At 66.8% G+C, this 22,883-nt stretch carries 25 protein-coding genes; 6 read left to right on the top strand and 19 right to left on the bottom strand.

Features of this window, described 5'->3' with window-relative positions:
* Positions 1-9: 9 nt before the first annotated feature.
* Positions 10-1,029, top strand: coding sequence for an AraC family transcriptional regulator (locus ACFC4D_RS45640; protein WP_376073144.1), 1,020 nt, complete (start codon positions 10-12; stop codon positions 1,027-1,029).
* Positions 1,030-1,443: 414 nt separating this feature from the next.
* Here ACFC4D_RS45640 and ACFC4D_RS45635 read toward each other — a convergent pair whose 3' ends face one another.
* The 12 genes from ACFC4D_RS45635 to ACFC4D_RS45580 all read right to left on the bottom strand — a co-directional run bounded on the left by ACFC4D_RS45635 (position 1,444) and on the right by ACFC4D_RS45580 (position 13,516).
* Positions 1,444-2,250, bottom strand: a complete 807-nt coding sequence (locus ACFC4D_RS45635) for a nuclear transport factor 2 family protein (protein WP_376073141.1) — start codon at positions 2,248-2,250, stop codon at positions 1,444-1,446.
* 73 nt (positions 2,251-2,323) lie between these two features.
* Positions 2,324-3,190, bottom strand: coding sequence for an LLM class F420-dependent oxidoreductase (locus ACFC4D_RS45630; protein WP_376073138.1), 867 nt, complete (start codon positions 3,188-3,190; stop codon positions 2,324-2,326).
* A 43-nt stretch (positions 3,191-3,233) separates the two neighbouring features.
* Complete coding sequence (locus tag ACFC4D_RS45625; protein ID WP_376073136.1) at positions 3,234-4,616, bottom strand: lipase family protein; 1,383 nt, start codon at positions 4,614-4,616, stop codon at positions 3,234-3,236.
* A gap of 152 nt (positions 4,617-4,768) precedes the next feature.
* Entirely contained in the window at positions 4,769-5,428 is a 660-nt protein-coding gene (locus ACFC4D_RS45620; protein ID WP_376073133.1) for a hypothetical protein, read from the bottom strand.
* Positions 5,429-5,449: 21 nt separating this feature from the next.
* The gene (locus ACFC4D_RS45615; protein ID WP_376073130.1) at positions 5,450-6,406 is read right to left on the bottom strand and encodes an MlaD family protein; all 957 of its coding nucleotides are present in this window, start codon (positions 6,404-6,406) and stop codon (positions 5,450-5,452) included.
* Positions 6,403-7,500 (bottom strand): MlaD family protein, encoded by a 1,098-nt coding sequence (locus ACFC4D_RS45610; protein WP_376073127.1) that lies wholly within the window; start codon positions 7,498-7,500, stop codon positions 6,403-6,405. Before ACFC4D_RS45610 ends, ACFC4D_RS45615 begins: the two co-directional genes overlap by 4 nt.
* A gap of 197 nt (positions 7,501-7,697) precedes the next feature.
* The gene (locus tag ACFC4D_RS45605) at positions 7,698-8,780 is read right to left on the bottom strand and encodes an MlaD family protein (RefSeq protein ID WP_376073124.1); all 1,083 of its coding nucleotides are present in this window, start codon (positions 8,778-8,780) and stop codon (positions 7,698-7,700) included.
* Positions 8,780-9,793: an MlaD family protein gene (locus ACFC4D_RS45600; RefSeq protein WP_375955752.1), complete on the bottom strand. Its 1,014-nt coding sequence runs from the start codon at positions 9,791-9,793 to the stop codon at positions 8,780-8,782. Before ACFC4D_RS45600 ends, ACFC4D_RS45605 begins: the two co-directional genes overlap by 1 nt.
* Positions 9,781-10,776 (bottom strand): MCE family protein, encoded by a 996-nt coding sequence (locus ACFC4D_RS45595; RefSeq protein WP_364628698.1) that lies wholly within the window; start codon positions 10,774-10,776, stop codon positions 9,781-9,783. Before ACFC4D_RS45595 ends, ACFC4D_RS45600 begins: the two co-directional genes overlap by 13 nt.
* Complete coding sequence (locus tag ACFC4D_RS45590) at positions 10,773-11,771, bottom strand: MlaD family protein (protein WP_364628695.1); 999 nt, start codon at positions 11,769-11,771, stop codon at positions 10,773-10,775. The genes ACFC4D_RS45595 and ACFC4D_RS45590 overlap by 4 nt, the downstream gene beginning before the upstream one ends.
* Positions 11,772-11,804: 33 nt before the next feature.
* The gene (locus ACFC4D_RS45585) at positions 11,805-12,668 is read right to left on the bottom strand and encodes an ABC transporter permease (protein WP_375955758.1); all 864 of its coding nucleotides are present in this window, start codon (positions 12,666-12,668) and stop codon (positions 11,805-11,807) included.
* On the bottom strand, positions 12,668-13,516 hold the full coding sequence (locus ACFC4D_RS45580) for an ABC transporter permease (protein ID WP_364628692.1): 849 nt from the start codon (positions 13,514-13,516) through the stop codon (positions 12,668-12,670). The genes ACFC4D_RS45585 and ACFC4D_RS45580 overlap by 1 nt, the downstream gene beginning before the upstream one ends.
* A gap of 443 nt (positions 13,517-13,959) precedes the next feature.
* On the opposite strand from ACFC4D_RS45580, the gene ACFC4D_RS45575 reads away from it, so the two are divergent.
* On the top strand, positions 13,960-14,163 hold the full coding sequence (locus ACFC4D_RS45575; protein ID WP_364628689.1) for a nuclear transport factor 2 family protein: 204 nt from the start codon (positions 13,960-13,962) through the stop codon (positions 14,161-14,163).
* Between the two features lie 8 nt (positions 14,164-14,171).
* On the opposite strand, the gene ACFC4D_RS45570 is transcribed toward ACFC4D_RS45575, so the two are convergent.
* Positions 14,172-15,266, bottom strand: coding sequence for a calcium:proton antiporter (locus ACFC4D_RS45570; RefSeq protein ID WP_375955762.1), 1,095 nt, complete (start codon positions 15,264-15,266; stop codon positions 14,172-14,174).
* 76 nt (positions 15,267-15,342) lie between these two features.
* A complete protein-coding gene (locus ACFC4D_RS45565; RefSeq protein WP_376073119.1) occupies positions 15,343-15,786 on the bottom strand; it encodes a MarR family winged helix-turn-helix transcriptional regulator in 444 nt (147 codons plus the stop codon).
* A 96-nt stretch (positions 15,787-15,882) separates the two neighbouring features.
* Between ACFC4D_RS45565 and ACFC4D_RS45560 the strand changes: the two genes are divergently transcribed.
* From ACFC4D_RS45560 to ACFC4D_RS45550, 3 genes are all read left to right on the top strand, one after another.
* The gene (locus ACFC4D_RS45560) at positions 15,883-17,019 is read left to right on the top strand and encodes an SDR family NAD(P)-dependent oxidoreductase (protein ID WP_376073117.1); all 1,137 of its coding nucleotides are present in this window, start codon (positions 15,883-15,885) and stop codon (positions 17,017-17,019) included.
* Position 17,020: 1 nt separating this feature from the next.
* Positions 17,021-17,734: an NAD(P)-dependent oxidoreductase gene (locus tag ACFC4D_RS45555; RefSeq protein WP_376073114.1), complete on the top strand. Its 714-nt coding sequence runs from the start codon at positions 17,021-17,023 to the stop codon at positions 17,732-17,734.
* Positions 17,735-17,806: 72 nt separating this feature from the next.
* A complete protein-coding gene (locus ACFC4D_RS45550) occupies positions 17,807-18,547 on the top strand; it encodes a VIT family protein (RefSeq protein ID WP_376073112.1) in 741 nt (246 codons plus the stop codon).
* Positions 18,548-18,571: 24 nt separating this feature from the next.
* On the opposite strand, the gene ACFC4D_RS45545 is transcribed toward ACFC4D_RS45550, so the two are convergent.
* The 3 genes from ACFC4D_RS45545 to ACFC4D_RS45535 form a co-directional block, all read right to left on the bottom strand.
* A complete protein-coding gene (locus ACFC4D_RS45545; protein ID WP_376073109.1) occupies positions 18,572-19,039 on the bottom strand; it encodes a hypothetical protein in 468 nt (155 codons plus the stop codon).
* A 34-nt stretch (positions 19,040-19,073) separates the two neighbouring features.
* A complete protein-coding gene (locus ACFC4D_RS45540) occupies positions 19,074-19,571 on the bottom strand; it encodes a hypothetical protein (protein WP_376073107.1) in 498 nt (165 codons plus the stop codon).
* 141 nt (positions 19,572-19,712) lie between these two features.
* Positions 19,713-20,216 (bottom strand): nuclear transport factor 2 family protein, encoded by a 504-nt coding sequence (locus tag ACFC4D_RS45535; protein ID WP_376073104.1) that lies wholly within the window; start codon positions 20,214-20,216, stop codon positions 19,713-19,715.
* Between the two features lie 99 nt (positions 20,217-20,315).
* Between ACFC4D_RS45535 and ACFC4D_RS45530 the strand changes: the two genes are divergently transcribed.
* Complete coding sequence (locus tag ACFC4D_RS45530) at positions 20,316-21,143, top strand: LysR family transcriptional regulator (RefSeq protein ID WP_376073101.1); 828 nt, start codon at positions 20,316-20,318, stop codon at positions 21,141-21,143.
* Positions 21,144-21,212: 69 nt separating this feature from the next.
* On the opposite strand, the gene ACFC4D_RS45525 is transcribed toward ACFC4D_RS45530, so the two are convergent.
* Positions 21,213-22,232: an NAD(P)-dependent alcohol dehydrogenase gene (locus ACFC4D_RS45525; RefSeq protein WP_376073099.1), complete on the bottom strand. Its 1,020-nt coding sequence runs from the start codon at positions 22,230-22,232 to the stop codon at positions 21,213-21,215.
* 50 nt (positions 22,233-22,282) lie between these two features.
* On the bottom strand, positions 22,283-22,726 hold the full coding sequence (locus ACFC4D_RS45520; RefSeq protein ID WP_364628664.1) for a hypothetical protein: 444 nt from the start codon (positions 22,724-22,726) through the stop codon (positions 22,283-22,285).
* Between the last annotated feature and the right edge of the window lie 157 nt (positions 22,727-22,883).

The following is a 22,883-nucleotide window of genomic DNA, read 5'->3' as shown; positions in this document are numbered from 1 at the left end:
CTGAACGACATGTCGGTCATTCGATCCGCCGGATTGCGCGGCTTTCGCGCCACCGTCTCCGAACTGGGCGGCGATGCCGAAGAGCTCGCCGCGCTCTGCGGGCTGCCGCCCGAGGCCCTGGACACCGACGATCTGCTCGTCCCCGATCAGGCCGTCGGCGCGGCCCTGGAGCTGGCCGCGCATCGCCTGAACTGTCCGGATCTGGGCCTGCGCATGTCCCGGCGGCAGGAATTGGACATGCTCGGACCGCTCGCGCTGGCCATCCGCAATTCGCCGACGCTCGCGGATGTGCTGGAGTGCACCTCGCGCTATCTGTTCGTGCACGCGCGCTCGCTCAGCCTGACCATGACACCGGATCCGTACGGCGATCGCGGCGTCACCGCGCTGCGCTACGGCGTCACCGCGCACGGACTGCCGACGCCGGTGCAGGGCACCGATGTGGGATTGGCCTTCGTACACCGCACGATTCAGCGACTGGCCGAGGAACGCTACGGATTGCGCTCGGTGGAACTGCCCTATCGACCGGCCGCGCCGATCGCGGTGTACGAGGAATTCTTCGGCGCGCCAGTGCGAATCGAGCGACCGGCCGCGGTGCTGCGGGTGCCGAGCAGTCTGGCCAATCGCCCGCTGTCCGGCGGTGACGAGAATCTGCATCGGCTCGCCATGGCCTTCCTGGCACAGCTGTCCGGCGGGGATTCGCGGGCGCTCACCCCGCAGGTGCGCATCACCCTGCAGAAGCTGCTCGGCACCGCAGCGCCCGAAATCGGCGCTGTCGCACGGCTGCTCACCATTCATCCGCGCACACTGCAACGCCGTCTGGCCGCCGAGGGCACCAGTTTCGCGGCGCTGCTGGACGAGGTGCGGCGCACCGAGGCGCATCGCTACCTCACCACCACCGATATGCCGATGAGTCAGGTCGCGTCGCTGGTCGGACTGTCCGAACAATCCACCTTCACCCGGTGCTGCCAGCGCTGGTGGGGCACAACGCCTACCGCGGTGCGGCGCGGTGGTGGCGGCACGGCGCACTGACGGCCGAGCGCGGGTATCCGGCAAAGCCGCCGGGACACAACGGCATCCGGTACGACACCACCGCGATCGGGCGGGCGCACGGCACTCGACCGGGGAGTACCCGCTCGAGTTCGCCTGTATCCATTGGGAAATCGGGCAATGTGAACCAGGCAATTCTCGCAATCAGTTTGCGATCTTGCCGCGTGTCCTGCGAGCGTGCCGCCGCGTACGCGCGCAGGATGAAGTGGTGATAGCCGAATGCCCTTCCTGCGCTTGGCCCTCCCCCACGCCCGTGTCCTCGCACCGCTCGGTGCAGTACCTACGGTGCGTGTGCGGACAGTGGATGATCGCCGTGCACGGGAAGGTGGTCGGCGCGGCCGGTGGCAGCAATTTCAGCCGCACCGATCCACTTTCGGCGATCGTGAGCGGGCGGGACTAGCGCGAGGGCACGAAGACGCGGACGGCTTCGATGCGGGTGCCGCGCTCATGGAAGTCGAGTTGGGCGATGCCGCGGCCGTCGCGGGTTTCGACGGTCGCGGTGACGGTGCGGCCCGCCGCGATGGGCTTGCTCCAGCGCAGACCCTTGGCACGAACGATGAAGTCCTCCAGCGACATTCGCTCATCCTCGGCCCAGGACAGCCGAGGTACCGGGGCCAGGGCGGCGTGCGCTCCGGCGGATTCGCCGCGGCCCGCCGCGTCCAGCAGGCGACCGGCGGCCTGTTTGCCCGCGGAGCCGACGCTGCGCATGCCCTTCATGAAACCCAGTGCGCCGCCGACGCCTTGATTGCCCAGTAGCTGCGGGCCCAGCTTCGCACCCGCCAGCAGGCCTTGTACACCCGAGCCCATGAGCTGGGTGATCATGCCGGGCAGTTCCCAATGTGCGCGCAGCGCGGCGACTTTCAGCTCACCGTCGAACTCGGTGACGTCATAGCGCAGGTGCATGGGCACGTGCAGGGTGACGCCGGTGGACATGGTGGTGGCGATGGTCAGATCGCGGAACACGGTCGATCCGGAGACCACATCGTGCGCGACATCGAAGGCGATGCCATTGGGCGCGATGAAGGTGTCGTAGAACCGCTCGATGGCGGCGCGGCCGATATGCGGGCGCGAACCCACCGGATCCTCCACGCCGGCGGAATCGGAGAAAAGGCCGACCCAGGCGGCGCGATCATGCGCCGCCACCGCCCGCGGGGAGGCTTCGACGGTCGCCAGCAGTTCGGCGGCAGTGGGGTTCGCGGACACGGTTCCTCCAGGTGATCAGTAGCGCGCGCGATGATACCGGCCGCCCCGTCCGGCGTCACGGGAACGGTCGGCGCTACAGCCCGGCGACCCGGGGCAGCACCTCCGCGCCGATCCGTTCGGTGTAGGCGAGCGGATCGCCATTGGGCATGAGGTTGAGCAGGGTGAAACCCAGGCCCGCGAGTTGTTCGGCATCACGCACGAATTGGTCCGGATCGGCGAGCACGGGCCGGACGTAACAGGCCGTCTTGCGAATGCTGTCGTAATCGCGGCCCTCCGAATCACAGTGTGCGCGCAGCACATCCAGTTTGCGCGCCACATCGTCCATGTCCATCACGAACAGATTGCAGGCGTCGGCGTAGCGCGCAACCATCAGCAGCGTTTTGCGCTCACCACCACCGCCGATCAGGATGGGCGGTCGCGGGTTGCTCAAAGGCGCTGGGACACAGAGGGTCTCGGCGAGCTGGTAGTGCTCGCCCTTGTACGGGCCATTGTCCGGACCCCACATCTGCAAGCAGATCTGAAGGGTTTCCTCCAGCCGTTCGAAACGCTCGGCGACCGGTACCACCGGTACGCCCAGCGCGCGCTGTTCCTTCTCGTACCAGGACGCCCCGATACCCAGCTGCGCGCGGCCACCGGAGAGCACGTCCAGGGTGGTGACGATCTTGGCGAGCAGGCCCGGATAGCGGTACATCACACCGGTCACCAAGAGCCCCAAGCGCATTCGCTCGGTGACCGCCGCCAGATAGCCCAGCGTGGTGTACCCCTCCAGCATGGGCTCATCCGCGCTGCCCTGCGCCTCCATCTGGAAGTAGTGGTCCATCACCGTGAACTCCTCGAAGCCCGCCTGTTCGGCGGTCCGCGCGGTGCTGGTGAGGGTCGGGGTGATCAGTTCCGGTTCGGCCGGGGTCGAGAAGTTCCAGTAGTGCAGACCGAGTTCCATGGTGGTTCCCTCCACTGATTTCGGGGCACGAGGTCGACCCGTATTATTTCGCGCCGAGCGGCTTTCCGAAGAAGGACGCGAAAACCTCACCGAAGGTGTTGAACAGCAGGGCCGTGCCCTGCGGGTTCAGGAACAGTGAACCGGCGTCGGTGGTGGAGCAACCCGGTTGCGCCGGAACACCGTCGAGTCGATCCTTCATCCACAGCATGGCCGGACCGCCGCCGGAGATCTCGGTGACGACGTGCTCGCCCAGGTGCTCGCGGGTGTATTGCACATTCGCTTCGGGATTTCGGCAGTAGGTGTCAACCAGCGTATTGACCTGGCCGACCGGAATGACCTCATCCGGATTGCCCTGCCAGATGTACATGGGCATATCGGGGACGACCTTGCCCATTCGAGTCTTGTCCAGGACATCGGCGACGACCGGCTCCTGCAGCGGGTCACCGGCGGTGTGCAGCATGCCCTTCAGATTCAGGAAGGGCAGCAGCGCGGCGGTGTATTGCAGGCACAGATTGTTCTTGACCGCGGCCAGGGTCTGCCCGAACGGATCCATGCGCTCATTCACGAAACGCGCGAAATCGGGGTATTCCCGGGTCAATCCGAGCACCGCGGCGAAGATCAGGCCCGAGGTGGCCTGCCCGTTCGCCACATTGAGCGTCACACCCAAATCGGCGGGCACACCGCCTTCGGCCGCACCCACGATATTCAGTTCGGGGGCATAGGACTGCTTCAATTCCGCGGCATGCCCGGTGACGATCGCGCCGCCGGAATAGCCGTACATGCCGATGCGGGTATCGGCGGCCAGTCGCATGGGGTCGAAATTCTTCGCGGCGCGAATACCGTCGAGGGTGATGCGCGCGCCCAGCGGTCCGGCGGCGTACGCCTCATTCGGGCCCTGGTGATCGGGAATCGATACCGCCCAGCCCTGCGCCAGCGCCCCCTGCGTGATGGCGAATTCTGCGGGCACCACGACCTGACCGCCGAGCGCGCTCAGCGACCACTGCTGCACCGCGTAGGAGGGCGCGCAGTATCCGGCCAGCGAGTCCTCGGCGATCTGCATGGAGACCAATTTGTCCGGGGCCGAACCACGGGGCTTCAACACCGTGGTCACGGCCGCGATCGGCTCATCGCGACTGTTATTGGAGCGGTAGGAGAGCTGCCAGGCGTCCACATTCACCGGGATGACACCGAAATTGGCGACATTGACCTGGCGGGCGGTAATGATCTCGCCCGGGGCCTTGCTCGCGATCACGTCCGGTGCGGGGCGATAGAAGGCCGAATCCAGTTCCGGCGGAACGGCGATCGCCGGGGCCGGTTGCACCGGAATCGGATCCGCCCCCGCATTACCGACGGCCGCCATGGCAGCCGACGACAGGATTGCGGCCAGCACGACGGCTATTCGCCGTGCGGTTTTCGGCTTGCGCACTCTCTTCCACCCTCCGAAGCAATGTGAGACTGCTCCGTCTCACACGATGGGAGAACTATCGCATGAAAGTGACCTGGATCGCAATCCCGTCCAAATGAGTTCGGCCCCACCGCAAGTGCCGGTGGGGCCGAACGACGGGAAGTCCCGCGGGATCACTGCTTGGGCAGCGCCAGATTCATACCGCCCACATCGGCGACCTTCCAGCCATTGTTCGGATCGACCGCGACGGTGTAGGTGACGGTGGTCTGCACGCCCTGCGGATTCTGCGCATTGGTGGAGGTGACATTCAGGAACACATTCACCTGGTAGACGCCGTTGTTCTGCGACATCACCTTCGCCGTCACCGGAGTCGCGCTCGAGGTCCACTTCAGCGGAACCAGGATCTCCTGCAACTTCGGCGCGGTCGCCTCGAATTTATTGGCGAGCGTGGGCGTGGTGTTGGCCTTGAGGCGGCCGGTCCACGAATTCAGATCGGAGAAGTTGATATTGGAGGCGCCGACCGAATAGTCGGTGGCGATCTGTTCGGCGCGCTGCGCGTCCGCGGCCGCGGTATCGCGGTCACGCAGATCCCCGCGCGCCGAGAGCCACAGTGCGCTCACGGTGATGAGCGCACCGATCAGGAGTACGGCCGCCGCGACCGTGCCGAGCGTGGAGAGCTTCAGCGAGACGGTCTTGGCCTGCGGGGCCTTCGCCTGCGGCGCTTCGGGCTTCGACATCTCGACCTTCGGCGCTTCGGGCTGCTGAGCCTCGGGAGCGGAGACGGCAGCGGCCTCCGCGTCGACTGCCCGCTTCGGCTCGGTGTCCTGCGACATCCGCTTCTCCTTCTTCGGTGACTACTTGACGTTGACCTGCACCCGCACGGCGTTATCGCCGGTACTGGCGAGGGCCTGCGAGATCAGGGCGCTGATATCTATTTGCGGCCCGGTGGTGCGTGCGGCATCGGCGAGCGGCTGCAATTGGGGCGCTAGGGTTTTCAGTTCGGGTCCGGCCTGCTGCAACCAATCGGTCAGCTTCGCCAGGAAGGGTGCCAGCCCATTGCTGTCCACATAGGACTGCGGTCCGGGCACTCGATCGGTGAGTCTACCGACCGCCTCGACCAGATCGTTCAGAGACTGCGCGAACTGGACGAACGCGGGCGCGGCAGCTGCCGTCGCCTCCGGGATACCGTCCATATTCGAGGCGGCGGCCTGGAAACTATTCAGTAGCTGTGCGATTTTGGGTTCGCGGCTCATGATCGCCGACGCCAGCAGATCACCGGCGCGGGTGAGCGCGGGGATGGCCGAATCGGTGTCGTGGAACGCCACCCCGAGGGTATTGGCCAGTGAGGCCGCCACCGCCGGATCGAGCTGGTTCATCACCTTGTTGACCAGGCGCGATACCTCGGGAATGGACAGCGGGGATTTCACCGCCGAGGTGTCCAGGCGCTGACCGTTCTTCAGGTAGGGCGCACCGCCGGTCTTGGGCCGGATCTCCACGTACGGCTCACCCAGCGCCGAGAGCTGTTCGATGCTGATGACGCTGTCGGTGGGCACCTTGCGATCGGCGTCGATGCGGAAACCGACCTCCACACCGCGCGCATTGCTGTCCACCGAGGTGATGCGGCCGATCTTCATACCGGTCAGCAGAATCGGCGAACCGACGCTCAGGCCACCGGAATTCGCCAGCACCATGGACGCATTGGTGTACTCGGCGAACGGATCCGCGCGCACCACACCGAAGGTCAGATAGCTCGCGCCGAGCACGGTGACCGCGGCGATACCGCCCAGCGATGCCAGCGAACCCCACTTCATCGCACCGCTCCGATCATGCGCAGGGTGGAGAGGATATTGCCCACCTGGTCGTCCTTGGAGACCGAATCCGTGTGCACGCCGGTGATATTCACCTTCGGGCCGTGCTCGACGAACGGAATCAGCTTGTCGCGCAGCAGGGAAACCAGCAGCGAGAGATTCGAGGACACCGACAGATCCAGCGGCGAGCCCGAGAAAGCCAGCGGCACAAACGCTTTCGCCGCACCATCGGCGGAGCTCACCACGGGCGCCAGCCAGGCCAGCGAATTGCCCAGCTGGCCGAGCGAGGTGAAGATCTGTGCCACACCGCGAATGGAGTTGGTGACGCCGTTCAGGGTGTCCACCGACTCCTGGCTCAGCTCGTGATCCAGGAAATCCGCGCGATCGTGCAGCACCTGGGCATTGACACCCAGGCCGTTGAGCAGCGAGTCGACCTGATCCAGATTCGCGGCCAGATCCACGGCGTTGCCCGCCGCGTTCTGCGCGATGCGCTTGGTCTCGTTCGGATCGGCGGGCAGCACCGCGTTGAAGCGATTGATGATGTCCTGCAACTGATTCACCGCACCGCCCTGGGTGAAGGCGGCCAGCGCGGCCATGGTGTCCTCCAGCTGCACCGCCGGATGCGTGCGCTCCTGCGGAATGGTGCCGCCCTCGCGCAACAGTGCGCCGAAACCGTCGGGCGGGGTGGTCAGCGCGAGATGGATATCGCCGAGCACCGTGTTCTGCCGCAGTTCGGCGATGGTGGTGGCGGGCAATTGCGCCTTGGTCGAAATATCGGCGTCCACAACCACATAGCCGCCGCGTCCGCCCGCATGCGCCGAATCCACCACGCGCACCCCGGCAACCGTCCCGACCTGTGCGCCATTGGCGATAACCTTCGCGCGCGCAGGCAGATTCAGCACATTGCCGAACTCGATGTGAATCCGATACGTCGGCCCGGACACCGAAGTGCCCGGCACCGGAACAGATGCCGGATCGAACGCGCAACCGGCGGCACCGGCCACCAAGCCCGCCGACAACAACACCGCGCCGACGGCCTGTCCGATGCGTTTGCCCGAGAAGGAGGCGGGGTGGCTCCGGCCGACTGCCCTCGGCACGGAGCCCGCACGCCCGGGGGTCGCTGCCCGGTGTGCGGAATCTGCCCTCATCGCAAATTCCATAGGCCCGGCAGTACCTGCGGCCAGCGCAGCCCCTGCTTGCACGAGGTGTGTCGGTGCGGGTTGCTCAGGCGTTACTACCTGGTGGGCAAAGCGGATATAACCGGCGTTGCGGGTGATTTCCCAGGGTCCGATTCTCATCGCGCACCTGCCATTCCGAGCACGAGGGGCACCAGCGGGACATCGACCATGCCGTTGCCGGGGTCGGTGCACGCGCCGGGGGTGACGGCGTTCACGGCCGCGCAGACCTGGGCGGCGTCCGGGGCGGGCAGCGCCGCACGGGGCGAACCGTAGGTGACGCCGGCGCCCATGACCGACTTTGCGGCATTGGCGAGCACCGGCAGTTTGAGCATGATCTCCGAGAGCGAGCCGACATTGGCGCGCAGCAGGCGCACCAGCGGCAGCGTGTCGTCCAGCGCCCGCATGATCGGATCGCCGACAATGGTGATCAGATCATTGAGCATGGGCAGGGCCTGACCCAGCCGGTCGATGAGTTCGGCTCCGGGACCGATCAATTCGGTGCTGGCATTGTTCAGCGCGGGCGCCAGGCGCAACAGCATCGAGCGCAGATCGCCCCAATGCTGTTCCACCTTCTCGCCCACCGAGGCGAAGGCGTCGAAAATACCGGCCAGATGGCCGATATCGGCATCGGGCGCGGCCAGCGCGGAACCGAGCTGTTTGACGATCGCGTTGATCTGCGGTCCCGCGCCCGCGGTCGCGGTATCGAGCCCGGCCAGGCCGTGCGCCAGCGCGTCCGGGGCCTGCGCCTGCTGCAATTGCGAGGACAGATCCGCCAGCGCGGTGAGCGTCTCGGTAATGCTCTTGGGCGTAAGGGTTTTGCTGATGCACTGCGACGAGTCCCAGTGCGCCCGGTTCTTCCCGCTGGCCAGTACGGCCAGATTGCGGTCCGCGACAATGGAATCCGCGACCGTGGTGGCCGCGGCGTCGGCGTACACCGGGTACTTCGCGTCCACCGAGAAGCCGACCTTCACCTTCGCGCCGTCGGAATCGATGGAGGTCACCGTGCCCACCGCGATACCGCGCATGGTCACCTTGTTGCCCACGTACAGACCCACCGCGTCCGGCATTACCGCGCAATAGGATTCGGTCTTCTTCATGGGATCGAAGTAGATGAAGTAGCCGACCACGGCCAGCACCACCACGACCACCGCACCGGCGATGGACATGAACGCCTGCGAGGCGAGCATCCGCTTGAGCATCAGCAGTCCTTTCCGGGCAGCGGCACGCAGACCGGCACCGTCTGGGCGGACTGGTCGATGGTCACGCCACCGTCCGGGATCACCAGCGACGACAACTTCTGCTGTAGCTCCTGCGCCGCCGTGAGCGTCGGCGCGAAACGCGTTCCGAGCTGCTCCAACTGGGTGATGGCATCGTTCAGTTTGGGTTTGAGCGAGGCGTCCCACTGCGGCTGCGCGCCATCGAGCCGATCGAGCACCGCGCTGAGCAAGCGCAGCGCCTCCGCCATTTCGGAGTGCTTGTCCGCGAGCACGGTCACCAGCAGGTTGGCGTTGTCCATCAGGCGGCCCAGATCGGTCTTCGCACCGTCGTACATGCGCACGTACTCATCGGCGACCGAGACCGCGTTGGAGACCTGGGTACGCTGCCGATCCAGGGCGTCGACGTAGGTGCTCACGGTCTGCAACGTGGTGCGCAGACTGTCCGGCGCACCGTCGACGGAATTGCCGAGCGCGGCCAGATTGCGGTTCAGCGTCTGACCGTCGATCTTGGCCAGCGGGGTCGCCGCGTCCTGGAAGGTCTGCGCCAGGCTGTACGGCAGGCGCACCCGATCCGGCGGAATCGCCTTGTCGCCCAGGGCTTTATCGCCCGCCGGGAAGACCGCGACGTAGTGACCGCCGACAATGGTGAGCATCCGGATGTCCAGGGAGGTCTGATCACCCAGGAACACATCGGAATTCACCGTGAAACGCATGACCACGCGATCCGGCTTCAACTCCAGCGATTTCACCTCGCCCACCGAGATGCCCGCGATGCGCACGTCGTCACCGGTTTTCACCGATTGCGCCTCGGAGAGTTCGGCGGTGTAGGTGTGCTTGCCGAACGGCACCACGAACAGCACGCCCGCGGCCAGCAGGCCCAGCGCGACCAGGGCCGCGCCGATAATGCCCCGGCGCAGTTCGCGCTTCTTCTTGGTGGCGTCGTCGACCACGCGGTCATTACGAACGAACAAGCGCCGCAACGTCATCCCTTGCATATCGACACCTGCTGTCCGGAGATCAGCACCTGCACCAGCGGCGGCACGTCGGCATTGCCCTTGCTGCACACGGGCTTCCAGCCGGTGGCATTGGGTGCGGAGACGTCGGCGGCGGCGAGTACCGCGGGCAGGCGGCCGAAGACCTCGACGGCCTGCTGCGCGTCCGGGAAGACGCGGCGAATCAGCGCGTCCACATCGCTGCCGCTGTCGATGCCGAGCGTGCGCAACAGGCTGTCGATCGGGCCGAGCACCGAGGGCGCGGTGGCCGCGAACTGCGCCAGCCCACCGATATTCGCCTGTAGCGCTTCGAAAATGTCGCTCAGGCGCGCCAGCAGCGGCACCAGATAGTGCACCCGGCCGCTCAGCCGATCATCGAGATCGGACATATTGCGGATCAGCGTGCCGATCACCTGCTGCCGATTGTCCACGTAGGACGCGAGTTTGCCGATGGCGTCCATGGCCGGGCCGACACCGCTGCCGTCACCCTCGATCAAAGCGACCATGCTGGCGCTGAATTGATTGATGGCCTCGGGGGAAATGGTGGACAGCACCGGCTTCAGGCCGTTGAACAGGCTGGTCACATCGAAAGACGGCACGGTGTGGTCGATCTCGATGCGCGCGCCCGCCTTGACGCGCTGTCCCGGCTGCGGCTGCTGCTGCAGATCGACATAGCGCTGCCCGGTCAGATTCTGATACCGGATGGCGAGCTTGCTGTTGTCGTAGATCGGCGCGTCGGTCTTGACCGACAACTGGACCCGCGCCTTCGCGCCCTCCAGTTCGATGTGCTTGATCTTGCCGACCTGCACGCCGTACATGCGCACGTCGTCACCGACCTTGAGCCCATTGGCATCGGTGAAAATCGCGTCGTGCGTTTCGGTTTCACCCGATACCGGCCGCTGAATCGCGGTGATCACCAGCATGAGCACCACCACGATCACGGTGGTGAACAGGCCGAGCCGCCAGGCGGCGCCCTTGACCGTCATCGCGCGCCTCCCAGCAGCGGGATCGCGACGGCGGGCACGCCACGCAGATCGACCTCGACATTGAGCACCGGGCCCTGCCCGTTATCCGGCATGGCGGCGCGCAAACGCTCGATGAGCGTGCGCAATTCGGCGCTGGACTGCTGCGGCTGCGGCACCATCTGAGCCAGCATGGCCAGCACCGGCGCGAGCATATCCGTCAGTCCGGAGAGCTGATTACCGGCCGTGCCAAGGGTTTTCGCGAGTTCGGGCAGCAGCTGCCCGGTCACCAGCGCCAGATTCGAATCGTAGGTGGCCCGATTGCCCTGCAGCCGTTGCACACTGCGGATCATGTCGACCACCTGCACGGTGGCACCGGCGAACTTGCCGCCGCCGTCGAACGCCGGGCCGAGCTGGCCCATCAGCTCCGAGAGCGGCATCTTCTGGTTGTCCGCGACCGTGCGGGTGGCGGTGATGAGGGCCTGCGCCAGCGGCGTCAAAGCCTCGGTATCGGCGGCCGCCTGCGCGATCACCGATGCCATCTGCGGGGTCAGCACCGAACCGCCGACCTGCGAGGCGCTGCGCAGAATCGACCCCATGGTGGCGTCGTAGACCGCGTTCGCCCGGGCCCCGGTCAGATCGATGACCGCGCCCGCGTGCAGCGGCGCACCGCCGGATCCGCCGCGCAATTCGATCTCGCTGATGCCGAACAGGTTCGCGGGCGCGTAGTCCACCAGCATGGAATCGTCGATCCCGAACAGCCGGGAATCGTCCAGCCGCAACCCGATTCGCTGCGTACCGTGCGCGTCCGGGGCGATATCGGTGACCTTGCCGACCACCACGCCGTTCACCCGCACCTCGGTGCCGACCAGCACGCCGTCGCCGATCTGTTCGGTGCGCAGCGTAATCGCAAGTCCGTCTTCGGTTTTCGCGGACGAGTAGACCGTCCAGCCAATCGCCACCGCGACGATCAGCGCCAGCGCGACCGCGCCGACCGCCATGGACCGTTTCCGGTCCACGGCAACACCAGGCATTCCGTAGTTCGGCATCCCCTACCCCGTGAACGTGATCGCCGAATTGAAGCCCCACAGCCCGAGCGAGAGCACCATGTCCAGGGCGATGATCGCCACCGAACTCGCGCGCACGGCCTTGCCGGAGGCGATGCCCACACCTTCGGGACCGCCGGTCGCGAAGAAGCCGTAGTAGCAGTGGATCAGAATCACCACCACCGCGAAGATGGCCACCTTCACCACCGCCGCGATCACATCGAAGCCGGAGACGAATTGGAAGAAGTAATGGTCGTACACGCCCGCGGATGATCCGTGCACCAGCGTGATCAGGCCGCGGCATGCCAGATACGACATGATCAGCGCGATCAGGAAGGTCGGCACGATCGCGACCACACCGGCCAGCACGCGAGTGGTCACCACGAAGGGAACCGAACGCAGGCCGAGCGATTCGATGGCGTCGATCTCCTCGGAGATGCGCATGGAACCGATCTCGGCGGTCATGCGGCAGCCCGCCTGCGCGGCGAAACCGATGGCGGCCGCGATCGGCGCGAGCTCACGGGTGGTGGCGTACGCCGACACCAGGCCGGTGACCGGGCCCATGCCCAGCATGTCCAGCGTCGCGAACGATTCCACCGCCACCGACGCGCCCATGACCAGGCCGAGCACGATCATCATCGGGACGGTGCCGCCGCCCACGATGATGGAGCCGCGGCCCCAGGTCATATTGGTGATGGCGCGCATGGTCTCGTCGCGATAGCGCTTGAGCGTCAATGGAATCGACGACAGCACCTGCCAGACGAAGGAGAGCACGAAGCCCACGCCTTCGACGCGGCGCAACAGTAGCCCGCGACGGTGATAGAAGCGCGCGAACCAGCCCAGTCCCTTCGGGACGTAAGTAGCGGACATCAGGCGAGCCTCGTCGGCAGGAACATGGCGGTGATCTGGGTGGCGATCAGATTGACCACCACGATCGAGACCACCGAGAGCACCACCGCGGCGTTCACCGCATCGGCCACTCCGCGCGGCCCGCCCTTGGCCTCGAGCCCGCGCTGGCAGGCGATGATCACCACGATGAAACCGAAGATGACCGCCTTGAGCAGCGAGATCCACACGTCGGCGGTGGTGGTGAAGGAACCGAAGGTGGCCCAGTAGCTGCCCGGCGTGACGCCCTGACCGCCGATGGCCACCACGTATCCGGCGAGCACGCCGACGAAGATGATCAGCACGTTCAGCAGCGGGGCGACCACCAGCATGGCCACCATGCGCGGAATCACCAGGCGGTGAATCGGACTGATGCCCATGGTGTTCAGGGCGTCGATCTCCTCGCGAATGGTGCGCGCGCCCAGATCCGCGGCCAGTGCCGCCGCGCCCGCGCCGCCCAGCAGGAAGCCGGTGGCCAGCGGTGCGCCCTGTTTGATGACGCCGAGGCCGCCGGTCGCGCCGAGCAGCGAATCCGCGCCGAGGGTGTGGATGAGGTTGCCGACCTGCACCGAGACGATGACGCCGAAGGGAATCGCCATCAGGATGGCCGGAATCGCGGTCACCGTCACCAGCCGCCAAGCCTGGAGAATGGCTTCCTTCCACTGGAATTCGCGGCGCGCGATATCGGTGAAGGTGCCCGCCACCGATTCCTGGGCGATGCCGGCCGCGCGGCCGAAGGTGCGCAGGGAGGCCACCGCGGTACCGGAGAAGTTCTCGCGAACGATGCGGACATTGCTGCGCACGGCCGAGCGGCGCGCGAGGGTCCGGGTCATTGCGGGGTGACTTCTGCGAGACGCCGAATTCGGCGCCGGGTGACGAGGTTCAAATCTTCTTCTCCGTGATCGGCAACACTGCCTGCCATCAAAGCTAATGGTTACGCGGAGTTACAACAAATCCGTCGGAAGTGTGACCCAGGACTCTAAGTTACCTTCCAGTACATGTGAGACGATGCTGTTCAACAAGACGATTGCCTATGTGACCTGCGGATCTAGAACTTGTTATTAGCTGCTACCGCTATCGATATGATGCTGGACACACGTCCAGTCAACCGGCGGCAGGCCACCCGAAACGGCTGGTGCGATACCAAAACCGAAATTTGGTGAACAGTCAGCTACCCGAATCCACCCATACCGGGTGCGCATCGGCTATGGCGGTTTTCCGCCATGCCAGCGCGTAAAGACCGACCGGAGTGTTCACTGTGCCTGTGGATCCAACAGTGTCGGCAGTCCTTTCGGCGGTCGCGTCCGATGACTGGACGGCATTCGCCAAACTGGTACACCCCTACGTGCACTGGACCGAGGACGGCATCACCACGCGCGGGCGCACCCGGGTCATGGCCTTGCTCTCCGGGCACGACGGCGTCAAACCCGCCAGCGCGTACGAACTACGGGACGGGCAGATCTATCGTTGGACCTCGTGAACCCGCGATCACGGACTGACGGCCAGAAAGACGAAGGCCGAGAACAACACCAGGTGCACACAGCCCTGCAATAAAGTCGCGCGGCCGGGCACCACGGTGAGCGCGCCGACCACAACGGTCAACGCCAGCAACACCATCTGCGTCGCGCCCAGGCCCAGCATGAGCGGACCCTCGATCCAGATCGACGCCAGCGCGATGGCCGGAATCGTCAGGCCGATACTCGCCATCGCCGAACCCAGCGCCAGATTCAGACTGATCTGCACCCGCTCGCGGCGCGCGGCCCGTACGGCCGCAATGGTTTCCGGCAGCAGCACCAGCAGTGCGATCACCACACCCACCGCGGAGGCGGGCAAACCCGCTGCGGCGATACCGCTTTCGATGGACGGCGATACCAGCTTGGCCAGGCCGACCACACCGACCAGGGCCACCAGCAGCAGCGCCAGGGAGATGAAAGCCTGTTTGCGCGTGGGCATTTCGTCGTGGTCGTCATCGGCCTGGTCGCCGTCCTCCACGGGTAGGAAGTCACCCGGATGCCGGACCGTCTGCACCATGACGAAGACGCCGTAGAGCACCAGCGAGGCCGTCGCGGCGAAGATCAGCTGCGAGGCCGAGAAGACCGGGCCGGGCTCACTGGTGGTGAAGGTCGGCAGCACCAGGCTCAGCGTGGCCAGGGTGGCGACCGTGGCCAGCGCGCCGCCGGTGCCCTCCGCGTTGAAGACCGCCAGCCGCCGTCTCGCGGCCGCCACCAATAGGGATAGGCCGAGAATGCCGTTGCAGGTGATCATCACCGCGGCGAAGACGGTATCGCGGGCCAGCGAGGCCGCCTTGTCACCGCTGGAGAGCATGAGCGTGACGATCAGGCCGACCTCGATGATGGTCACCGCCACCGCGAGAATCAGCGATCCGAACGGTTCACCCACCTTGTGCGCGACCACCTCGGCATGACTGACCGCCGACAACACCGCCCCGACCAGCGCCGCGGACACCAGTACCACCACCGCCGGACCGAGGTCACGACCCCAGGAAACGGCCAGTACCAGGGCGGCGACGAGCGGAATGACAAGCGACCAATAGCGACAGACGATGCGCACCATGACCTTCATCGTTCCAGCAAATTGTTCGCATTCACCGCAAAACGAGAGCCAGACCTCCCTCGGCGAGCCGGGGGCATGACGCTTGTCAGCCGATCTCGCCGGCGGCGCGCTGATAGGCGGCGGCCGCGCGCTCGAAGTAGTCGAACAGCACCGCGCGCTGGTCAGCGGGGTAATCGCCGATGATCTCACCGATCGCCCGGCGCACCGGCGCGAGCACTCGATCCAGCTCGGCGGGCTGGCCTACCGGCTCCACGATCACCTTGCGCCGATCCCCCGGATCGGCGGCGCGCCGGACATAACCGGCCGCCTCCAGCCGATCGATGAGCCGGGTGGTCGGGCCGGTGGTCAGACCGGTGCGAGTGCCGAGTTCGCCGGGGGTCATCGCCCCGCTCAACCCCAGGATATTGAGCGCGTACAGATCGGTCGCGCCCAGTCCGACGGCCTTCGCGCCCGCCTGAGCATGCAGAACGACGGCACTTTCGTACCGCCGGAAGATTTCGCTCTCTTTCGATCCCGCGGGTGTTGACACGGTTCGCCTCCTTCACCTAATCTCTTCCTCAACGAAGAAACTTCCTAAACGAAGAAGCATCTTCTAGGCAGAAGAATAACACGGAGGCTGATTCGAATGACCCCCACCACGCGGACCGGACGAGCACTGGTCACCGGTGCGAGCGCCGGAATCGGGCGGGCCTTCGCCACCACGCTGGCGGCACGCGGATACACGGTGACCGCCGTGGCCCGGGGCGCGGCCGGACTGGACGAACTCCGGGCCGAGATCGGGAACGACCACGAATTCCTGATCGCCGACCTCGCCACCACCGCGGGCGTGCGGACCGTCACCGAACGGCTCGACGCGGCGAATTACGCGGTGCTGGTGAACAATGCGGGCACCGCGACGCACGGCGAGTTCGCCGTCACCCCAGTGGCGGACGCGCTGGGAATGCTGGATCTCAACTGCCACAGCGTGATCGAGCTCGCACACCATTTCCTCGCCGGGGCCGAGCCGGGGGCCGCGCTCGTCAATGTGGCCTCCGCGCTGGCCTTCGAACCCCGGCCTGAACTGGCGATATACAGCGCCACAAAGGCTTTCGTGGCCAGCTTCTCCGAAGCCCTCTCGCAGGAACAACTTTCGCGGGGCGTACGGGTCATCGGCCTGTGCCCCGGCGTGACCATCACCCGCTCACAGACCGCCGAAGGCGTCCCCGCCGAGTACGTGCAGACGCCGCAGCAGGTGGTCGACCGCGCACTGGCCGCGCTCACCGACGGCAGCGGCCCCATCGTCCACACCAATGATCACTACCGAAAGGCAGACACCATGAACGCCACCGAGATCGACACCACCGCCATCCGCGCCCTGATCGAGCGCAGCGCCGACGCTTGGGGCCGCGGCGACGGCGCCGCCTACGGCGCCTGCTTCACCGCCGACGCCACCGACGTGACCTACGTCGGCACCGTCTACCACGGCGGCGACGAGATCGGCGGCGCGCATCAGGCACTGTTCGACAGCTTCCTCAAGGACACCCGGCTCACCATCGACATCCTGGAGATCCGCCGCTACGGCTCCGACACCGCGATCGTGCTCACCCGCGGCGAATCAGGTAAGGGCACGCCCAAGAAGCTCGGAAAACTGGCCACCTACACCGTCATTCGCGATACCGACGACCAGTGGCGCATCGCCGCGGTCCAGAAGACCCAGCACAAGCCCCTCATGGAAGCCGTCTCCTTCAAGTTCCAGCCCGCCACCCGCCCGGCCGCGCACTGATATGGCGACCATCGCAATCCTCGGAGCCACCGGCCGCACCGGCCGAATCCTGGTGCGGCAGGCCCTGACCCGCGGTTACGATGTCACCACTGTCATCCGCCCGGGCTCGCAACCCACCTCGCGCCCCACCGTCGAGACCCGCTCGACCATGCGGCCCGTACACCCGGCCGCGGACGCGTCATCCGGTGTCCGATCGATCGAACAGTCCGCGTTCCCGGCGGCCGTAGCCACGATTGTCGCGGATCCGACCGATCCGGCGGCGCTCACGGCGCTGCGCGGACACGATGTGGTGATCTCCGCCCTCGGGGCCACCGGGCGCGGTCCGGCCACCATCTACTCCCGGAGCGCCGAGGCACTCGTCGCGGCGTTGGCTCCGGGGAGCAGGTTGCTCGTAATCTCCTCCGCCGGAATCGAGGTCCCCGCCTCGGCCGGACCGGGCGCCCGGCTCACGGCCCGACTGCTCTATCGCCTCATGCGCGGCACCTACGACGATATGGTGCGGATGGAACATCGTCTCGCCGGTAGCGACCTATGGTGGACCGCCGTCCGCCCCACCCGCCTCGTCGACGCTCCCGCCACCGGTGCGACGCGCGTTTCCCTCGGCGCCACCGCACCGGTCGGGTCCACCACCCATCGCGCGGATCTCGCGCACTATCTGCTCGATGCCATCGACGATCCGTTCACCTTCGCGCTCCCGGTGGCCGTCTCGTCCTGACGGGGGTGGCGCACAGCCGGGCGAACCGTGCGGATACGGCAAATCGACTAAGAGGTGGAATAGGCTTTCGGGGTGGCCGAAACGAGTGTCGAGGCGGGCGGGGTCGGGGAACCGCATCCGCATGAACCGCATAACGAGGGGCTGGCTTCGCGGCTGAACTGGTTGCGGGCGGGGGTGCTCGGGGCCAATGACGGGATCGTCTCCACCGCCGGGCTGGTGGTGGGTGTGGCCGCGGCGACGACGGAGAGTTCGGCGATTCTCACCGCGGGTATCGCGGGATTGACCGCCGGTGCGATCTCCATGGCGGCGGGCGAATACATATCGGTGAGCACGCAGCGGGACAGTGAGAGAGCATTGCTGTCCAAGGAGCGGCGGGAACTGGCCGAATCACCGGAGTTCGAACTGGCCGAACTCGCGCAGATCTACGAGGGCAAGGGGCTCTCGACGGCTACCGCGCGCCAGGTGGCCGAGGAACTCACCGCGCATGACGCCTTCCGGGCGCACGCGGAGGCCGAATTGGGTTTGGACCCGACCGAACTCACCAATCCGTGGCATGCGGCCATCTCCTCGGCGGTGTCGTTCACGCTCGGCGCGATACTGCCGCTGCTGGCCATACTGCTGCCGCCGGTGTCCTGGCGGATTCCGGTCACCTTCGCGGCAGTGCTTGTGGCCCTGGCGATCACGGGCTCGGTGAGCGCGCGACTCGGCGGCGGCAACCCCCGGCGCGCGGTGCTGCGGGTGGTGTTCGGCGGTGCGCTCGCCATGGCGGTCACGTACGGAATCGGCCAGCTCGCAGGCGTTTCCGGAATCTGACGGGAGCGATCGGGGGGCGCTGGTTTATCGCGGCGGCAACAGGATCGGGACCTCGACCGGATGCGGTGCGACGGGCGACACGACCCCGGCGGGCGGCGGATTGGCAGGCGCGGCAGGCGGATTCGCCGGAGCCATGCGCGGATACACCAGCTCCGGGGAGCCGATCTGCGGGGTGGCGGGACCGTTCACCGGCGCGGCCGGACCGGCCACCGGAGCCTTCGACGGGGGCAGCAATCCATGTGCCGGGGCGACGGAATCGTGTTCGGCCGGAGCGACCGCGGCGGGCGCGGCCGGGGGGTGATACATCGAGGTGCGGCTCGGATCCAGCACGCCGCGAACGGGATTCGCGTCGGTATCGCCGGAGCGGGTGAGCAGCATGCCCGCGCCGATGGCGAGCACCATGAGCCCGGAAACGAGGACGACCGCGGCCAGACCGCGCGGGTCGAGATCGCCTTCGTGCGCCGAGTCGGATTGCCGCGGGCTACCGAGCATGGTTGTCCTCCTTCGGATTCCGGCCGGTCGCCGGTCAGGGGGCCGGGGGCGGTGGTGGCGGTGGCGGTGGCAACAGGAACGGCAGGATGGGGGCGAGAATGTCCGGGATGACCGGCGCGGGCGGCGGCGGGGCGGGCGCGGGCGGCGGCGCGGGTTCGGGCGCGGGCGCCGGAGCGACCGGGGCCGGGGCGTAATACGTTTCCGGAGCGGGGGCCGGAGCGGGCGCGGGCGCGGGTTCGGGGGCCGGAGCGGGCGGCGGGGGTGCGGGAGCGGGTGCCGGAGCAGGCGCGGGTCCCGCACTGGCGGGCTGCTGGGTGGAGCTGGTGACCGGGGCCGCGGGATCATCGGAGGATTCGCCCCAGCCGCCGAAGCTGCTGCGCACACTGCCACCGACCAGGGCCAGCACCACACCCAGCGAGAGCACGATCATCAGCACCAGGGTGCGCGCCGACATCTCGCCGGACTCCACCACGCCGGGTGTGCCGTCGTCGTCGCTCACCTGAGGTTTCTCGCGCACCGCGCCGAGGGACACCGGAAACTCCTTAGATTCCCGGGCAGCTTGCCCGCCGATCCGAAAAGCTCGTCTTCCAGGACCGTACACAGGTTTGCCATGAACCTGAATCGACCTAACGACTCAGAATCATTCCAGCTCAGTATCTATTTTCTTGGATTGCTAGAAGATGGCTTTCGGGTCGCCGGTGAACCAGATATTCACAATGCGGATGCGCCGCATGAGCCAGCGCTCACCATCGCGAACCAGCTCCACCTCGTAGCGGTTCTTCAGCAGCGCGAAGACATCGTGGTCATAGGTGCGCAGGTGCTGCGCCTCGACCATGGCGGTCAGCCAGGCGGTGTCGCCGTCGATCACAACGCGCGGATTGGTGACCTGATGGCTGGTGTCGACGCGGCCCGCGAAGCCGCTCAGGATGGTGTCGACGATGAAATCACGGCCCACCATGAGCGGGGCCTTGCCACCCCAGCGGTCGGCGGTCGGCTGAAAGTCGAGTTCGGCGTCCTCGGTGAACGATGAGGCGAACAATTCCCGATCGCGCAGATCCTGGCCGAGCGCGAAGCGGTACAGCGCGTCGGTGATCTCGGCGCGGTCGCGCAATTCCCGGACCGTCGCGGTGTACTCGGCGATCGGGGCGGACAGTGCGTGCGAGGCGGTGACGGGCATTGCGGTTCCTCCTTGGCGGTGCGGTCCGCTTCACTGTCGGCGTCCGCGCGGGCGGCGGCAATGCGCCGGTGTGCAACGATCGTCAAGCACGGCTTAACAATGCTGGTGGAGGCGGAAATGCTGGAGCGGCACGAAATCGAGGTCCTGCTCACCCTGTCCGAGGAGCTGCACTTCGGGCGCACCGCCGACCGGCTGCACATCTCCACCGCGCGGGTGAGTCAGACCGTCGCCAAACTCGAACGGCGACTGGGCGTTCCGCTCTTCGACCGGAGCAGCAGGCGGGTGGCTGCGACACCGGCCGGGCGTGATCTCTACGCCGAACTGCGGCCCGCCTGGGATCGGATCTCGGCGGCGGTGGCGCACACCGTGGCGACCGGACGCGGACGCGGCGGCACCCTGGAGGTGGCGTTCGTGGAAGCGGCGACCGGACAACTACTCACCCGCGCGGCCGAACTCTTCCGCGAGCGGCTGCCGGAGTGCGCGGTGCGAATTCGGGAAGCTCAACCCGCACAGGTGATTCCGTGGTTGCGCGAGGGTGAGATCGATATCGCACTGGGGGTGCTACCGGTGCACGATCCGGATATCACCGCCGGGCCGGTGCTGGTCACCGAGGCCCGGATACTGGCGGTGCCGGTGAATCACCGCCTCGCACAGCGGCGTTCGGTGACCCTGGCTGATATCCCGGCCGCCACCGTGCTGACCGGAACCGGGACCACCGGTGAATTGCTGACCGCGGTCGGCGCGGGCAAGGGGGTGCTGCCCATCGGGGCTCACGCGCAGCGCTATCACGCCCGCCCCGATGTGGCCTATGTTCCGCTCCGCGATGCCGCGCCGGTTCAGTGGGTACTGCTGTGGCGCAAGGGAAATGACACCGCGCGTATCCGTGGGTTCGCGAGTGCGGCGGAGGTCGCCGCCCAGCCCGGCTGAATTAATATCGCTGCCGGGCTGTGGATCCCGGCCAAAAGCATGCCGGGATGACGGACGGGCTGCGGGCGGCTAGGCGACGGAGATGACGACCTTGCCGAATGGGTCGCCCTCGGTGTAGTAGCGGAACGCCTCGCGCGCTTGGTCGAACGGGAATACCCGGTCGATGAGCGGCCGCATCCGATGGTCGGTGATGGTGCGGTTCATCGCCTCGAAATCGGCGCGCGAGCCGACCGCGATCCGGCGCACGCCCAGGTATTTGAAGCCCGTGGGATCACCGGGCTGCTGTCCGGCCTCGGCCGGGAACGCGCCGATCAGCGTGATCATCGCGTTGTAGGCCCCGGACGCCTGCGATTTCGGCAGCGTCGGCATGCCGACCGCATCGATCACATGCTGGACGCCGTCCCCGCCGGTGAGCTCGAGGACCCGCTGCTCCCAGTCCGGGAATTCCTTGCGGTCGATGACCTCATCGGCCCCCAGTTTGCGCAGGCGCTCGGCCTTATCTGGCGAAGAGGTGATCGAAATGACTCGCGCCCCAAGCATTTTGGCGTGCTGGACGGCGAACAACCCGACCACGCCGGTGCCGACCGTGAGCACGGTATCCCCCGGTCCCGCCGGAACCGGCTTGGTCAGCGCCGACCAGGCCACCAGGCCCGCCGCGGTGAGCGATGCGGCCTCCGCGTCGGTGAGGTGCTCGGGGACGTGCACCACCGAATCCTCTTCCAGCAGCACATAGTTGGCCAGCCAGCCGTGATGATTCGCACCGTACTGCTCGAAGGAGGACTTCTGGGTCTGCGGCCCGTCGTTCCAGGCTACGAAGTAGGTGCCGGTGACCCGGTCGCCGAGCGCGGCGCGGGTCACGCCCTCGCCCAGGGCGATCACCTCGCCGACGCCGTCGACCAGGGGCGTGATGCCGGGGGTCATGGGGACCGGGTATTTGCCCTCGTAGAGCAGGATGTCGCGACGATTCAGCGAGGTGGCGCGGACCTTCACGACGACCTGATGCGGTCCGGGCTCGGGCAACTGCTGCGCCCGGGTGCCGAGGCCGTCGAGGCCGCGCAGCGGATCCATCTGGTACGCAATGCCATTCATTGTGGTTCTCCTGAAAGCGTTCGAAAGTTGTTGTGCCGATGCAGGTGTCGCTACGCGGGGCCGATGTACTGGTGATCGCTGCGGATGCGCCCGTCCTCGTCCAGCGCCAGCACGTCGTAGCCGGTGCCGCCGATCGAGCCGTCCGCGGTGGCGACCATCGCCCAGCCGAGACCGGCCAGACCGCCGGCCAGGCGCTGTGCCACCCCGAGGGGCTGGAAGGTGTATTCGCCCGGGGCGATGAACATTTCGTAGGCCCGGGTGACCCGGGCGTCCAGCTCACGGTGGCCGCGGACGGTCAGGTACGGGACGGGGAAGGCGATGGCGGCGGCCGCCTCGCGGATCTCCTGCGGCGGATCGGTCAGCACCTGCGCGCCGTCCTCGGCCCACAGTTCCGCGATCAGCTTGGTGCGAGCGGCCGCGTCGGCCTCGTTCCAGAGGGTGATGTACTGCTCGGTCAGGGTGGTCAGTGCGGCGGTGTTCAGCTCGTTGCTCATGACCGAAAGTCTGTTCGGCGGCGCGATCGAGCGCGATTCCCCGCAGGGAATGATCATGCTCCGCGGGGAATGATCGAATGGCCGCGCTTGTCATTCCACAGCCGGGCCATTCCCTCCGGGGAATCGCCCGGAGACGGCCGGGCGCACACAGTGGAGG

The organism is Nocardia sp. NPDC056000, assembly GCF_042269265.1.
Classification (GTDB): Bacteria; Actinomycetota; Actinomycetes; order Mycobacteriales; family Mycobacteriaceae; genus Nocardia.
Note: the sequence above shows the minus strand (reverse complement) of the source record. Positions and strands in the feature narration are given on the sequence as shown.